Source organism: Pseudomonas sp. SM4, from assembly GCF_051913165.1.
Classification (GTDB): Bacteria; Pseudomonadota; Gammaproteobacteria; order Pseudomonadales; family Pseudomonadaceae; genus Aquipseudomonas.
On record NZ_JBODOE010000005.1, the window covers coordinates 375365 to 390178 of the forward strand.

The following is a 14814-nucleotide window of genomic DNA, read 5'->3' on the forward strand; positions in this document are numbered from 1 at the left end:
GGCAGCTCCTACAGGGGCGGTATCTTTTGCTTGGCAATGTTCATTTCACGGCGCCGAAGGACAGGCCCCGCACCAGTTGTTTCTGGCTGATCCAGCCGAAGATCAGGATCGGCGCGCAGGCCAGGGTCGACACCGCCGACAACTTGGCCCAGAACAACCCTTCGGGGCTCGAATACGAGGCGATCAACGCGGTCAGTGGCGCGGCTTTCGAGGAGGTCAGGTTCAGCGACCAGAACGCCTCGTTCCAGCACAGAATCAGCGACAGCAACACGGTCGAGGCGAGGCCGCCCTTGGCGATCGGCAGCAGCACGCGAACCATTTCCTGCCACAACGTGGCGCCGTCGAGGCGGGCGGCTTCGAGAATGTCTTTGGGGATGTCCTTGAAGTAGGTGTAAATCATCCAGACCACGATCGGCAGGTTGATCAGCGTGTAAATCACGATCAGCGCGATGCGTGTGTCGAGCAGACCGAAGCTCTTGGCCAGCAGGTAGATCGGCATCAGCACGCCCACCGGCGGCAGCATCTTGGTCGAGAGCATCCACAGCAGCGTGCCTTTGGTGCGCTGGGTTTCGTAGAACGCCATCGAGTACGCCGCCGGCACCGCGATCAGCAGGCACAACGCGGTGGCGCTGAAGGAAATCACCACCGAGTTCCAGGCGAAACTGAAGTAGTCGCTGCGCTCGTTGATGTGCAGGTAGTTTTCCAGCGTCGGCGTGAAGATGAACTGCGGCGGCGTGGCGAACGCGTCTATTTCAGTCTTGAAACTGGTCATCACCATCCAGAAAATCGGGAAGAAAATCACGATCGCGATGGCCCAGGCCAGGGTGCCGAGCAGCAGGCTTTGCAGCCGGCGGGATTGTTGGAGAGTCATGGCAGGCCTCAGGCTTTGTCAGTCAGGTTTTTGCCGATCATCCGCACCAGAATGATCGCGGCGATGTTGGCGATGACCACGGCAATCAAGCCGCCCGCCGAGGCCATGCCGACATCGAACTGCACCAGCGCCTGGTTGTAGATGAGGTAGGCGAGGTTGGTCGAGGCGTAGCCGGGGCCGCCGTTGGTGGTGGTGAAAATCTCGGCGAACACCGACAGCAGGAAGATCGTTTCGATCATCACTACCACGGCAATCGGTCGTGCCAGATGCGGCAGGGTCAGGTGCCAGAAGATCGCGATCGGCCCGGCACCGTCGAGGCGCGCGGCCTCTTTCTGTTCCTGGTCCAGCGACTGCATGGCGGTCATCAGAATCAGGATCGCGAAGGGCAGCCATTGCCACGAGACAATGATGATGATCGACAGCAACGGGTAGTGGGCGAGCCAGTCCACCGGTTGCGCGCCGAACAGTTTCCATATGTAGGCGAGGATCCCCGAGACCGGATGGAAGATCAGGTTCTTCCAGATCAGCGCACCGACCGTGGGCATGATGAAGAACGGCGAAATCAGCATGACCCGCACGATGCCGCGACCGAGGAATTCGCTCGCTTCGAGCAGCGCGCTGATGAGCACGCCGAGCACCACGCTGATCAGCAGCACGCTGCCGACCAGCAGCAGAGTGTTGGTCGCACCGGGCATGAAACCCGAATCGGTCAGGAAGTAAGTGAAATTCTCGATCCCGACGAATTCGTTTTCACCGGGGTAGAGCAGGTTGTAGCGGATCAGCGAGAAGTAAATGGTCATGCCCAGCGGCACGATCATCCACAGCAGCAACAGGGCCACCGAAGGGCTGACCAGAAACCAGCCGGGATTGCGTACGCGGACCTTGCGCTGCGGCTGAGACAAGTCGATGTGGGCTTTGGCAGTAGAAGTATTCATGGCGATCACAACCGATTGGGTGCAGATACATGTTCAGGCAAGACAGCATTCCTGACATCGACGCGAACCCTGTGGGAGCGGGCTTGCCCGCGATGGCGATGGAGCAGCCGACATCGAAGTTGAATGTGCCGCCGTCATCGCTGGCAAGCCAGCTCCCACAGGTTTAGAAGCGGTTACTTGGGATAACCGGCGCGCTTCATCTCGCGTTCGGTGGTCTGCTGGGCGGCGGCCAAGGCTTGATCCACCGTGGTCTGGCCGATCAGCGCCGCCGAGAACAGCTTGCCGACTTGGGTGCCCACTGCCTGGAACTCAGGAATGGTCACCAGTTGAATGCCGATGTACGGCACCGGTTTCAGCGTCGGTTTGCTTGGGTCAGCAACCTTCAGCGATTCCAGCGTGACCTTGGCAAACGGTGCGGCGCTCATATACGCATCGCTGTAGGTCGAGGCTCGGGTGCCTGGCGGGACGTTGGCGATGCCGTCGGTCTTGGCGACCAGTTCGCCGTACTCTTTGGAGGTGGCCCAGGCGCTGAATTCTTTCGCAGCGTCCTTGGCCTTGGAGCTGGTCGGAATTGCCAGTGCCCACGAATACAGCCAGGCCGAACCTTTGTCGGTGACTTGGTGCGGAGCGAACGTGAAGCCGACGTGATCAGCGACTTTGCTCTGGGTTTTGTCGGTGACGAACGATCCAGCGACGCTGGCGTCGACCCAGATCGCGCACTTGCCGCTGTTGAACAGGGCGAGGTTTTCGTTGAAGCCGTTGCTCGATGCCCCCGGTGGGCCGGATTTCTTCATGGTGTCGACGTAAAAGTTCAGCGCGTTTTTCCACTCGGGGCCATTGAATTCCGGCTGCCATTTTTCATCGAACCAGCGCGCGCCATAGGCGTTGGCAACGGTGCTGATCAGCGCCATGTTCTCGCCCCAGCCAGCCTTGCCACGCAAGCAAATGCCGTACTGTTCTTTATCCTTGTTGGTGAGTTTTTCGGCGAACCCGGCAATTTCTTCCCAGGTTGGGCGTTCCGGCATGCTCAGCCCGGCGTCCTTGAACAGATCGGTGCGGTAGTAAGTGATCGAGCTTTCTGCGTAGAACGGCAGGGCGTACAGCGAGCCTTTGACCGACAGGCCTTCACGCACCGACGGGAACACATCGTCGAGGGCGTAACTGGCCGGCAGATCTTTCATCGGTTCCAGCCAACCTTTAGCGCCCCACAGTGCCGCTTCGTACATGCCGATGGTCAATACATCGAACTGGCCGCCCTGGGTGGCAATGTCGGTGGTCAGACGCTGGCGCAGGACGTTTTCTTCCAGTACCACCCAATTGAGCTTGATGTCCGGATGCTCGGTCTCGAAGGTTTTCGAGAGCTTTTGCATGCGGATCATGTCGCTGTTGTTAACGGTGGCGATGGTCAGGGTCTGGGCGCCAAGGCTGACGCTGCTGAGGGTCATGCAGGTGAGGGCAAGCAGAGCTTTTGCAGTGGGTTGCATCGTGCACTCCTTTTCTGCACCCGGCGGGGCAGAAGGACAGTTATTGTTTTTGTGTCTTCCTGTGCAGGAAGAATGTGCACTGATTACAGCCTTCAATTGCAGGGCTGACAAATCATCCCTAGCACTTTTATCGATACTTTTTTGCACTGGGGTTTGGCGATGGAAACGCAGGGAAGGGGTTTGTAGCGGTGCGGGGCTATCGAATGTGTACAGGTTTCACACGGAACTGTAGGAGTGAGCCTGCTCGCGATAGCGATGTGTCAGTCACCATCCGCGGCGCTGACACGGCGCCATCGCGAGCAGGCTCACTCCTACAAGGGAATGGTGGTGTCAGCCGTGGTTTTGTTCGGTCAGGCGCTGCACCGCCAGGCGGCGGTAATGCGACGGCGTCATACCCTTGAGCTGCTGAAAGCGCCGATTGAAATTGGAAATATTGTTGAAGCCGGATTCGAAACACACCTCTGTCACCGGTTTATCGCCATCGGCCAGCAGCTCGCAGGATTTGCTGATGCGCAGGCGATTGACGAACTCGATGAAATTGCGCCCTGTGGCCTGTTTGAATACGCGGCTGAAATAAGTCGGCGTCATGCCCAGATGCTCGGCGACTTCCTCCAGCGATATGTCCCGAGCGTAATGGCTGAAAATGTAATCGACCGCGCGGTTGGTCCGATCAATGTTGTGCTCATCAGCCAGTTGCGGCGTTGTGGCGCCGGACAACAACTGGAAATCATCACTGGCAGCGAGCAGTTCCATCAGGATAAAAAAGTGCCCAAGCCGGGTAATGCCCTTGGAGTCGGCGATCCGTTGCATCAAGGTCATCGCTTGGCGAATGGTGCGTTTGCAGCGAAATTCGATGCCGTACTGCGCGCGCTCAAGCAAAGGCGCCAGGCTCTTCAGTTCGGCAAATACCTGATGACCCGTCTCGAACAGCTCATCGGTGAAATTGACCAGCATGTCGCGTTTTTCCACGATTTCATCTTCCGCCACCTGGCTGATCCAGTTGTGCGGCAGATTCGGGCCGGTGAGAAACAACGTCTCCGGATAGAAGTTGCCGATGTAGTCACCGATAAAAACCTTGCCGGAGCTGGCGACGATCAGGTGCAGTTCGTATTCCTTGTGAAAATGCCAGCGCACCAGCGGGCAGGGAAAGCCATGCTGGCGATAGATGATGGACAACCCGTTATGGTCATCCATCAACTCGTAGGAAGGGTCGGTCACGCGGGTTGTTCGAGTCATGGCTGGGCGCTTTTTTTATTATCGCCCGCCAATCATGCCCCTTTCATGCCGGGTTCGACCACCCACATCGAATGGCTCAGCCCCTTGTCAGTAGCGAGTCACCGTAAACTGCCTTCATGCTGGTGGCGCTCCAGCACAGGCGGACGATATCCGATTCCTCGAAAAAATCGGTATTGATGATGCTGCAGCGGGTCACCCAGTCTCGTGTGGTGTCGAACCAGTCATTGATCTGGTTCTTGATGTGTTGCGGCCCGCCCAGTAACGAATAGCTGGTCGCCGACAGCGACCAGAGCACACGCGGATAGCCAGTTCGTTCAAGGGTTGTCTTGACGTGCGAGTGCAAGTCATCGGTGTCTGCGAAACGCTTGCCGCTCCACTTGTGCCAAATGAACGGCCAGAACACATCCTCGTCCAGTTCGCGCTTGGCGGCCGCCGCCATCACCACTCGGCGGCGCGGGCTTTTACGTTTGAGTTGCTCGACGGTCAGGTGGGCGTCCGTGGACGGTATGACATGTTCGCCCAAACGTTCGATCAGCACGTCATTGAGGCGCTGGTAATCAAACGGTTTTTCGCCATCGGCCAACTCGTGGAAATCGAGCACGATGAATTCGTGCGGATGGTTTGCGAGGAAGCTGATAACAGCGCTGACAAGCTCCTCAAGCGTGCGTCCGGATTGATAGCCGTTGTGATGGAAGTAGAACGATGATGACTGCGCAGTATTGGAATACCCGAGGCGAATATCGAAGGCTCTGGCGCCGTGGGCCAACTGCCAGGCAAATGAATCGTTCTGGCAGGTGGTCCAGTTGCCGCGCAACGCATCGTGGTGGGCGGCTTTTTTGTCCATGCCGCAGTTATGCGTGCCGGGCCAAATGACATCGGTCAGTTTCAGTCGACCGATGTCCAATACTTTGCTCATCCAGTTCTGTTTATCGAGTTCGCCGGAAATAGTGCTGTTCATGACAAGTCCTTGTCGTGATCTTCGTACCCGTCCATGGTGCGAAGTGATTACATGAAGTGGGAGTGACGACTTGCCACCTCCCGAGTTTGCCGTTGAGCAACGGCTTTCATGTCACAGCGTAGAACTGAATGGCGGTATCGCCAGCGTTTGAAATGTCTGCACAAACATAGCGATTTGATGGCTATCCAAATCGGGATCAGCGTGCCTTGAGCAAGTTGGCTGCGCGACAGAAATCAACGATTTTCGATTCCTCAATGAAATCGACATTAATGATGTTGCACTTGCGTGCCCAGTCGCTGTTTTTCGGGTCGAACATGGCATTCAGTTCGTCGTGTATATCAGTTGGGCCACCGGTGGCGCTGTAACACGTCGCGGACAGTGTCCAGTTATACCAACTGCTGGGTGGTACGCTTACGACTGTCGTAATAAAGGCCCGTAACTGGGTAATGTTAGCCGTGGCAATACCTGACCATTTGCTTACTACCTCATCATGAAACAGCTTGGCGTCCAGTTCGCTGTGTCGTGGGGCACACACCAGTACCCTTTGCAGCGGACTGACGCGTTTGAGTTCTGCCAATGTCAGACGCTTGTTTGCCGCGGGAATCATCCGTGGTTCCAGCGCCTGTACAACCAGCGCGTTGAACAGTTTGAAATCAAATGCGCCCTTTAAGCTTTTGAAATTTTTAAAGTCGAGAACAATGAACTCATCGGGGTTGACGCTGAGAAAATCCCAGACATCAACGAGCAAGTCTTTCAGCGTGCGCGAAGACAGATATTCGTTATGGTGAAAGCGAAACCTGTCGGTGCCGCTTTTGGCACTGGGATCATGAATCAAACGCACATCGAGGGCCCGGGAACCGTTGTCCAGTTGGCTTCTGAACGATTGATGCTGGCACGCCAGCCAGTGTTTGCCCGGTATCAGTGCGTAAGAGGCCTGCCAGTCACAACCGGCATTGTGGGTGCCCGGCAATGTCAATTCACTGAGCGTCAAACGTTCTATTTGTGGTGTTGCCGCCATCCAGTTTCTGGTCGATTGGTTATTCGAAGTGTCGATAGTCATTAATATATCCCTGCAAGGTTTAAAGAGTTGTGCCGCACTCATTGTCAAGTTGAGCGGTGCGGCGAATGCAGGGTTGTTATAATGCCTGGCATAAACTTGGCCAAGTGCAAGTTTGATGCTTGTTGTGTGTTGTTTACGGTTTCTGGTTCTTTGCTTCAATCCATTGCGACATGTATTGAGTGCTCTTGTGCATGTGGTGACGCAACATGCTGCCAGTAAAGTTTTTGCGTCTAAGTGCCTGCAAGTTGTTTTGGCAGTGCAATAACATGTTGATTAATGCCGGCCCGTGTACCGATTGTTGATAGCGATCGGTCAACAATTGATATCCTGCCGATTGCGCCTGTTGCCAGTGCACTGGGTCGTTGTATAACCGAACAGCTTCATCGGCCAGCGCCTGCGCCGACACGTTCACCGCCCCCGGCCAAGGATGATCGCCGTGCATGGCTTCCGCGCCGATCGGCGTGGTAACACTCGGCGTGCCGCAGAGCATGGCATCGACCAGTTTGCCCTTGATGCCGGCGCCGAACCGCAAGGGTGCCAGGCAAATCCTTGCAGCCGACATCACTTGCAACGCATCTTCAGCCCAGTTCATCACATGAAAGCCTTGCGCAGGGTTGTGCAGGGCAGTGGCTTTCGGTGGGGTGTAAGCGCCGTAAAGGTGCAGTTGCGCCTTGGGTAGTTTTGCCCGGATCAGTGGCCATACCGTGGATTTCATCCAGAGCACGGCATCCCAGTTCGGTGCATGGCGGAAGTTGCCGATGCTCAGGAAGTGTTCACGTTCGTCGAATGCGCGCGGTGTTGTCGTCGGTGGGTCGATCATCAGCGGACACCAGTGCAGCAACTCGCCCGGCAGGCCGAACTGCTCACGCAGCAGCTCAATCTCGACCTCGGAGATCATCAGGTTGAGGTCGCAGCGATAGAGTGCGGCGATCTCGCGTTTAGCCAGATCGGTGTCGGCCATCAACTGGAACTCTTCGCGCAGGGCCGGGGCGAACAATTCGCTGAAGTCATTTTCATCGGCGCTGGCCTTCAAGCGGTCCTTGAGCCGCTGATGACGGGCATGCCGCAGGCTTTGCAGGTCGGACGTCTCCAATACGCGCAAGGCATCGGGGCAATGTTTTTCGACGCGCCAACCGAACTGCTCTTCCATCATGAACTGGTCGAACAGCACGATATCCGGCGCCAGTTCTGCAATGAAGGTATCGAAAGAGCTGCTGTTGAGCTCGATCGGCACTTCGCGAATGCCCAGTTCGGCCAAATCAGCCTTGTGCTCGCCGGGGCCGGCGGGGCTGCTGAACGTGATCTGCCAGCCTTGCTGCAAAAATGTTTCAAGGATCTGCATGACATGCCCGCTGGCAGCCGAAGAGCGTGGTTCCGGCCAGACGTAGCCAATAACCAGGACTTTGGTGGCGGGGGCTTGATTCATGCGCGGGTATTCCTTGAGGCGGGCTGTGGCAAAAAACGGGGCGCAATTAAACCACAGCCAGCGCGGCTCTTAGTTGCCCTGTTTGAGCACAGCCTTGACCTTGTCGCGCAACTGATCAATAGAGAACGGCTTGCCAATGACGTGCATGTCCGCCGGCACATCAATCGTTTCTGCATAACCACTGGCGAACAGGATCGGCAGAGCAGGACGCAGCTTGCGCGCTTCGGTGGCCAGTTCGCGGCCGTCCATGCCGGGCAGGCCGACGTCGGTCATCATCAGGTCGATGTGTCGGGACGCGTCGCCGAGAACCTCCAGCGCCTGCTCGCTGCCGTCCGCCTCCAGCACCTTGAACTCCAGTTCCTCCAACACATCGACAATGAGCATGCGCACGATGTCGTCGTCTTCTACGACAAGGATGGTGGACAGGGTGGCGGACATAATAAAGGCTCTCAAGGGGTGAAATTCAGGGGCGCCGGTCGATCAGAAATGCCGGGCTCTTGCATGAGTAAGTGGCGCATAGCCACAAGTTCCCGTGCGGATACAAAAAAGAATAGTGGCAAGGATAACTGCTGGCTGCAGTGCTAGCGCGGGCAAATCGGCAAATTTGCTGCTAAACCGATCAGAAAAATGGATCCACGCCGCCGTTTTGGGGCAAACTCTCTGGTTTTCAACAGTTCGACAAGGCTGCCCCATGTCCTCTCCGTCTTCGGTTGATGAGCAACGGTTTCGCAAACTTCTGAGTCGCAACATCGGCCTGCCTTTAGGCGTCGGTCTGCTCAGTGCCGTGTTCTTCGTGTCGCTGATCACTTATCTGCTGTCGGTCATCCAATGGGTGGAGCACACCGACCGGGTGATCAATAACGCCAACGAAGCGGTGAAACTCACCGTTGACCTGGAAACCGGTATGCGTGGATTTTTGCTCAGCGGCGACGAGCACTTCCTTGATCCGTATGAGACGGCCAGGCCGCGCATCGCCGTCGCGCTCAAGACGCTGACCGAGCTGACGATCGACAACCCGGTGCAAACCGATCGCTTGCGTCGCCTTGAGGCGTTGCAGACCGAGTGGGCCAATTACGCGCAATCGATGATCGATCTGCAGCGAGCCAGCGGCGATTATCGCGGCGCGGTGAAGGCTGGACGGGGCAAACGCCTGACGGACGAGATTCGTAAACAATTCGAGGACGTGATTGAAACCGAGCAGGTCTTGCGCACTTCGCGCAATGAAGACGTGCGCCGCACAACAATCTGGAGCATCAGCCTGTACCTGCTGTTTATCGCCGGTATCAGCGGTCTGCTGGCCTACATTGGTCGTCGTGACCTGATGACGCTGTCGCAAAACTACAGCGCCAACCTCGCTGCGCAGCAGGCCAGCGCCGGGCGTCTGGAGCAGCAGGCATGGTTGCGCAACGGTCAGACCGAACTCGCCGAACAGGTCCTGGGGCAACTGAGCCTCAATCTGCTGGGCCGCAATATCCTCCAATTCTGTGCGCAATACCTCGGCACTGCGGTGGCGGCGTTGTATGTTCGGGAAGAACATGGCGGCCTGAAACGCGTGGCGACTTACGGCTTCTCCCGCGAACAGGAAGAGCAGGATCAATCGATCTACAGCGGCGAAGGCATCGTCGGTCAGGTGGCCCAACAGGCGCGTCTGATCCGTCTGGATTCGGTGCCGGTGGACTATTTCAAGGTCAGCTCCGGGCTCGGTGAAGGCCTGCCGCACAGCGTGCTGGTGGTGCCGACCAGCGATGACGACCGAGTTAATGGCGTGATCGAACTGGGCTTCCTCCGACCGTTGAATGACCGTGACATCGAATTGCTGGAACTGATTGCCGGCAACATCGGCACTTCGATTGAAGCGGCGCGCTACCGTCAGCGCTTGCAAGAAGTGCTGGCCGAAACCCAGCAGCTCAACGAAGAGTTGCAGGTGCAGCAGGAAGAGCTGAAAACCGCCAACGAAGAACTCGAAGAGCAGTCGCGGATTCTCAAAGAGTCCCAGGCGCATCTGGAAACCCAGCAAGTCGAGCTGGAGCAGACCAACGAGCAGCTTGCCGAACAAGCGGAAACGCTGGCGTCGCAGCGCGACGCCATGGACCTGAAAAACACCGAACTGAATCAGGCGCAAGTGCAACTGGAAGAACGCGCGGAAGAGTTGCAACGTTCGAGCAAGTACAAGTCCGAGTTCCTCGCCAACATGTCTCACGAACTGCGTACGCCGCTGAACAGTTCGCTGATCCTCGCCAAGTTGCTGGCGGAAAACCCGCAGGACAACCTCAGCGCCGAACAGGTCAAGTTTGCCGAGTCGATCTACTCCGCCGGTAACGACCTGCTTAACCTGATCAACGACATCCTGGATATATCCAAGGTCGAAGCCGGCAAGCTTGAAGTGCTTCCGGAGAACACCAGCGTTGCGCGTCTGGCCGATGGCCTGCGTGGCGTATTCGAGCCGATGGCCAAAGACAAGCAGCTGACCTTCACTGTCGACCTGCAGCCGGGCACACCGGGGATGCTGTTCACCGACCGTCAGCGTCTGGAGCAAGTGATCAAGAACCTGCTGTCCAATGCGGTGAAATTCACTGAAAAAGGTACGGTCAGCCTGACCATCGCCGGTCAGCCGAATGACCATATCGCGTTCATCGTGCGTGACTCCGGGATCGGTATCGCCCCGGATCAGCAGGAAAGCATTTTCGAAGCGTTCCGTCAGGCGGACGGTACCACCAACCGCAAGTACGGCGGCACCGGCCTTGGCCTGTCGATCTCGCGCGATCTGGCGACGCTGCTTGGCGGCTCGATCAGCGTCAGCAGTACGCCGGGGCAGGGCAGTGTGTTCACTCTGTTGTTGCCGCAGCAATACAGCGAGGGCGGCGAAATATCCAGCGCGCCATCGACCTTCACCCCGCCAGCACCGAGCGCACCAGCACCCGTGGCCCCCGTCGTTTCGCCGTTGGCCCCGGTGCACATTCCGCGTTTTGCCGATGACCGCGACAAGGCCCCGTTTGCCACGCGCTGCATCCTGGTGGTGGAAGACGAGCCCAACTTCGCGCATATCCTGTATGACCTGGCCCACGAGCTGGGTTATCAGTGCCTGGTAGCCCATGGCGCCGATGAAGGTTACGACCTGGCCCGCGAATTCGTCCCGGACGCCATCCTGCTCGACATGCGCCTGCCGGATCATTCTGGCCTCACCGTGCTACAGCGCCTGAAAGAGCACGCGGAAACCCGTCACATTCCGGTCCACGTGATTTCAGTCGAAGACCGCGTTGAAGCAGCCATGCACATGGGCGCCATCGGCTATGCGGTGAAACCCACCACCCGCGAAGAGCTCAAGGACGTGTTCGCCCGTCTTGAGGCCAAGCTGACGCAGAAGGTCAAACGCGTGCTGCTGGTCGAGGACGATGACCTGCAACGCGAAAGCATTGCGCGACTGATTGGCGACGAGGACATCGAAATTACCGCCGTCGGCCTCGCACAAGATGCGCTGGAGCTGCTGCGCACGACGATCTATGACTGCATGGTCATCGACCTGAAGCTGCCGGACATGCTCGGCAACGATTTGCTCAAGCGCATGTCCACGGAAGACATCTGCTCGTTCCCGCCAGTCATCGTCTACACCGGGCGTAATCTGACCCGCGATGAAGAGGCCGAACTGCGCAAGTATTCGCGCTCGATCATCATCAAGGGCGCGCGTTCGCCGGAGCGTTTGCTCGACGAAGTCACACTCTTTTTGCACAAAGTCGAATCGCAGTTGTCCCATGAACGGCAGAAGATGCTCAAGACCGCGCGCAGCCGCGACAAGGTCTTCGAGGGTCGCAAGGTGCTGTTGGTGGACGACGATGTGCGTAACATTTTCGCCCTGACCAGCGCCCTGGAACACAAAGGCGCAGTCGTGGTGATCGGCCGTAACGGCCGTGAAGCGATTGAAAAATTGAATGAAGTCGAGGACATCGACCTGGTGCTGATGGACGTGATGATGCCGGAAATGGATGGTTTCGAAGCCACCATTGAAATCCGCAAGGATCCGCGCTGGCGCAAGTTGCCGATCATCGCGGTGACGGCCAAGGCCATGAAGGATGATCAGGAGCGCTGCCTGCAGGCGGGCGCCAACGATTACCTGGCCAAGCCCATCGACCTGGATCGCCTGTTCTCGCTGATTCGCGTGTGGTTACCGAAGATGGAACGCATTTAGTGGAACGCAGTACACCCGCCGAACGAAACAGCGAGATCGAATTACGCTTGTTGATCGAGGCTATTTACCTCAAATACAGCTACGATTTTCGCGATTACTCCGGCGCTTCGATCAAGCGCCGGGTGCAACACGCGCTGAGTCAGTTCGAGTGCGCGACCATTTCGGCGCTGCAGGAAAAAGTCCTGCACGATCCGACGGCGTTCATGCAATTGCTGCAGTTGCTGACGATTCCGGTCAGCGAGATGTTCCGCGATCCGTCGCACTTTCTGGCGATTCGCAGGGAAGTGGTGCCACTGTTGCGCACCTATCCATCGATCAAGATCTGGATCGCCGGTTGCAGCACGGGCGAGGAAGTCTATTCAATGGCGATCCTGCTGCGCGAAGAGGGTTTGCTGGATCGCACGATCATCTACGCCACCGACATCAATCCGCGCTCGCTGGACAAGGCCAAGCAGGGCATTTTCTCGATGGAAAATGTTCGCGCCTACACCGCCAACTACCAGCAGGCCGGGGGGCAGTGCTCTTTTGCCGACTACTATACAGCGGCGTACGGCTACGCGATTTTCGACAAGAGCTTGTGCGAGAACGTGACCTTCGCCGATCACAGCCTGGCGACCGACAGTGTGTTCTCTGAAACCCAATTGATTTCCTGCCGCAACGTGTTGATCTACTTCAACAAGAAACTGCAGGATCGCGCGTTCGGGCTGTTCCATGAGTCGCTGTGCCATCGCGGTTTCCTGGTGCTCGGCAGCAAGGAAACGCTGGATTTTTCCAACTACGCCAATCAGTTCGAACCCTTGGTCAAGCAAGAACGGATCTACCGCAAATCATGAACGAGGCCGTGGACTTACCTCGAATCGAGGCAATTGTGGTCGGTGCTTCCGCCGGTGGCGTCGAGGCCCTGTTGAGCCTGCTGGGGCCGCTTCGGCAGGGCTTCGTCCTGCCGATCATTGTGGTGTTGCATTTGCCGGAAGAGCGCCGCAGCCAGCTGGCTGAAGTGTTCTCCAGGCGAATAGATATGCCGGTACACGAGGCGATCGACAAACAGGACATTGTCGCCGGCACCGTGTACTTCGCCACGCCCGGGTATCACCTGTCGGTGGAGCAGGATCGCAGCCTGTCCTTGAGCCTTGAAGACCGCGTGCATTATTCCCGGCCCTCGATCGATTACCTGTTCGAGTCGGCCGCTGATGCCTATGGTCCGGCACTGGCCGCTGTATTGCTGACCGGCGCCAATCATGACGGCGCGCGCGGCCTGGCTGAAGTCAAACGGCGGGGCGGACTGACCATCGTCCAGGACCCGCAAGAAGCGCAGGTCGCCACCATGCCTCAGGCTGCACTGAACGTTCAGCAGCCGGATCATGTCCTACCCATTTACGGCATCGGCCGTCTGCTTGTCGAGCTGGAACGAATCGCATGCTGAGTAATATCCAAGCCAAGTTGCTGATCGTCGACGATCTGCCGGAAAACCTCCTGGCCCTCGAAGCGCTGATCAAACGTGAAGACCGCACCGTCTACAAGGCACTGTCGGCGGACGAAGCGTTGTCGCTGCTGTTGCAGCACGAATTCGCCATGGCCATCCTCGATGTGCAGATGCCCGGCATGAACGGCTTCGAGCTCGCCGAGTTGATGCGCGGCACCGAAAAAACCAAGAACATCCCGATCATTTTCGTCAGCGCCGCCGGCCGTGAACTGAACTACGCGTTCAAAGGCTATGAGAGCGGGGCGGTGGATTTCCTGCACAAGCCGCTGGATATTCACGCGGTGAAGAGCAAGGTCAACGTCTTCGTCGACCTGTACCGCCAGAGCAAGGCGATGAAGCAGCAGGTCGAAGCGCTGGAGCAGGCCCGCCGCGAGCAAGAGGCGCTGCTGGAGCAATTGCAAAGCACGCAACTGGAACTGGAGCAGGCGGTACGGATGCGCGACGACTTCATGTCAATCGTCGCCCATGAAGTGCGCACACCGCTCAATGGCCTGATACTCGAAACCCAATTGCGCAAGATGCACCTGGCGCGCGACAACGCTGCAGCCTTCACCCTCGACAAGATGCACGCCATGGTCGACCGCGATGAGCGGCAGATCAAAAGCCTGATCCGCTTGATCGAAGACATGCTCGACGTGTCGCGTATTCGCACTGGCAAATTGTCGATTCGGCCAAACCGTTTTGATCTGGTGCAACTGGTCAGCAACTTGTTGCAGAACTTTGCGCAGCAGATCGAGGCGGCGGAAACTGAAGTGTCCTTTACCGCGACAGAACCGGTTGAGGGGCATTGGGACGAGTTCCGCATCGAGCAGGTGGTTTCCAACCTGATCACCAACGCCTTGCGTTACGGCGGGCGCAGCCTGGTTCAGGTGCGCGTTTACCGAGAGGGCAATGAAGCGCGGGTCGAGGTTCAGGATCGCGGCATCGGTATCAGTCCCGAAAACCAGAAACGCATTTTTCAACAGTTCGAACGGGTTTCCGCCAAGACGGTAGTCGCCGGGCTCGGATTGGGTCTGTTCATTTCCGAGCAGATCGTCGCCGCCCATGGCGGCTCCATCGTCGTCGAGAGTGAAATCAACGAGGGCGCCCTGTTTCGCGTTTGTCTGCCGATCGAGGAAAACGGCAAATCCGACGCAACCTCTGAGTGACCACACGGTCGTATCAGCAGCTATTGACCG

12 protein-coding genes are annotated in these 14814 nt (G+C 57.6%); 4 read left to right on the forward strand and 8 right to left on the reverse strand.

Annotated features, from left to right (window positions below; all coding sequences use genetic code 11):
* Positions 1 to 40 precede the first annotated feature (40 nt).
* The 8 genes from ACQ4MY_RS12375 to ACQ4MY_RS12410 all read right to left on the reverse strand — a co-directional run bounded on the left by ACQ4MY_RS12375 (position 41) and on the right by ACQ4MY_RS12410 (position 8408).
* The gene (locus ACQ4MY_RS12375) at positions 41 to 871 is read right to left on the reverse strand and encodes a carbohydrate ABC transporter permease (protein ID WP_003225143.1); all 831 of its coding nucleotides are present in this window, start codon (positions 869 to 871) and stop codon (positions 41 to 43) included.
* Between the two features lie 8 nt (positions 872 to 879).
* Complete coding sequence (locus tag ACQ4MY_RS12380; RefSeq protein WP_440095299.1) at positions 880 to 1806, reverse strand: carbohydrate ABC transporter permease; 927 nt, start codon at positions 1804 to 1806, stop codon at positions 880 to 882.
* Positions 1807 to 1979: 173 nt separating this feature from the next.
* Positions 1980 to 3290: an ABC transporter substrate-binding protein gene (locus tag ACQ4MY_RS12385; RefSeq protein WP_008079510.1), complete on the reverse strand. Its 1311-nt coding sequence runs from the start codon at positions 3288 to 3290 to the stop codon at positions 1980 to 1982.
* A 330-nt stretch (positions 3291 to 3620) separates the two neighbouring features.
* Positions 3621 to 4526: an AraC family transcriptional regulator gene (locus ACQ4MY_RS12390; RefSeq protein ID WP_008079509.1), complete on the reverse strand. Its 906-nt coding sequence runs from the start codon at positions 4524 to 4526 to the stop codon at positions 3621 to 3623.
* A 76-nt stretch (positions 4527 to 4602) separates the two neighbouring features.
* Complete coding sequence (locus tag ACQ4MY_RS12395; protein ID WP_440095301.1) at positions 4603 to 5484, reverse strand: phospholipase; 882 nt, start codon at positions 5482 to 5484, stop codon at positions 4603 to 4605.
* A gap of 196 nt (positions 5485 to 5680) precedes the next feature.
* Positions 5681 to 6544, reverse strand: a complete 864-nt coding sequence (locus ACQ4MY_RS12400; RefSeq protein WP_440095302.1) for a phospholipase — start codon at positions 6542 to 6544, stop codon at positions 5681 to 5683.
* A gap of 133 nt (positions 6545 to 6677) precedes the next feature.
* A complete protein-coding gene (locus ACQ4MY_RS12405) occupies positions 6678 to 7970 on the reverse strand; it encodes a glycosyltransferase (protein ID WP_440095303.1) in 1293 nt (430 codons plus the stop codon).
* 69 nt (positions 7971 to 8039) lie between these two features.
* Positions 8040 to 8408, reverse strand: a complete 369-nt coding sequence (locus tag ACQ4MY_RS12410; RefSeq protein ID WP_008079505.1) for a response regulator — start codon at positions 8406 to 8408, stop codon at positions 8040 to 8042.
* Between the two features lie 253 nt (positions 8409 to 8661).
* Between ACQ4MY_RS12410 and ACQ4MY_RS12415 the strand changes: the two genes are divergently transcribed.
* The 4 genes from ACQ4MY_RS12415 to ACQ4MY_RS12430 are packed head-to-tail and all read left to right on the forward strand — an operon-like array spanning position 8662 to position 14784.
* A complete protein-coding gene (locus tag ACQ4MY_RS12415; RefSeq protein ID WP_440095304.1) occupies positions 8662 to 12153 on the forward strand; it encodes a response regulator in 3492 nt (1163 codons plus the stop codon).
* On the forward strand, positions 12153 to 12986 hold the full coding sequence (locus tag ACQ4MY_RS12420; protein WP_008079503.1) for a CheR family methyltransferase: 834 nt from the start codon (positions 12153 to 12155) through the stop codon (positions 12984 to 12986). Before ACQ4MY_RS12415 ends, ACQ4MY_RS12420 begins: the two co-directional genes overlap by 1 nt.
* Entirely contained in the window at positions 12983 to 13576 is a 594-nt protein-coding gene (locus ACQ4MY_RS12425) for a chemotaxis protein CheB (RefSeq protein ID WP_440095305.1), read from the forward strand. Before ACQ4MY_RS12420 ends, ACQ4MY_RS12425 begins: the two co-directional genes overlap by 4 nt.
* Positions 13570 to 14784, forward strand: a complete 1215-nt coding sequence (locus tag ACQ4MY_RS12430; protein ID WP_008079501.1) for a hybrid sensor histidine kinase/response regulator — start codon at positions 13570 to 13572, stop codon at positions 14782 to 14784. Before ACQ4MY_RS12425 ends, ACQ4MY_RS12430 begins: the two co-directional genes overlap by 7 nt.
* Positions 14785 to 14814 lie beyond the last annotated feature (30 nt).

Coding starts and splice junctions, on each gene's coding strand:
- ACQ4MY_RS12375 (WP_003225143.1), bottom strand. CDS start 871: ATGACTCTCCAACAATCCCGCCGGCTGCAAAGCCTGCTGCTCGGCACC.
- ACQ4MY_RS12380 (WP_440095299.1), bottom strand. CDS start 1,806: ATGAATACTTCTACTGCCAAAGCCCACATCGACTTGTCTCAGCCGCAG.
- ACQ4MY_RS12385 (WP_008079510.1), bottom strand. CDS start 3,290: ATGCAACCCACTGCAAAAGCTCTGCTTGCCCTCACCTGCATGACCCTC.
- ACQ4MY_RS12390 (WP_008079509.1), bottom strand. CDS start 4,526: ATGACTCGAACAACCCGCGTGACCGACCCTTCCTACGAGTTGATGGAT.
- ACQ4MY_RS12395 (WP_440095301.1), bottom strand. CDS start 5,484: ATGAACAGCACTATTTCCGGCGAACTCGATAAACAGAACTGGATGAGC.
- ACQ4MY_RS12400 (WP_440095302.1), bottom strand. CDS start 6,544: ATGACTATCGACACTTCGAATAACCAATCGACCAGAAACTGGATGGCG.
- ACQ4MY_RS12405 (WP_440095303.1), bottom strand. CDS start 7,970: ATGAATCAAGCCCCCGCCACCAAAGTCCTGGTTATTGGCTACGTCTGG.
- ACQ4MY_RS12410 (WP_008079505.1), bottom strand. CDS start 8,408: ATGTCCGCCACCCTGTCCACCATCCTTGTCGTAGAAGACGACGACATC.
- ACQ4MY_RS12415 (WP_440095304.1), top strand. CDS start 8,662: ATGTCCTCTCCGTCTTCGGTTGATGAGCAACGGTTTCGCAAACTTCTG.
- ACQ4MY_RS12425 (WP_440095305.1), top strand. CDS start 12,983: ATGAACGAGGCCGTGGACTTACCTCGAATCGAGGCAATTGTGGTCGGT.
- ACQ4MY_RS12430 (WP_008079501.1), top strand. CDS start 13,570: ATGCTGAGTAATATCCAAGCCAAGTTGCTGATCGTCGACGATCTGCCG.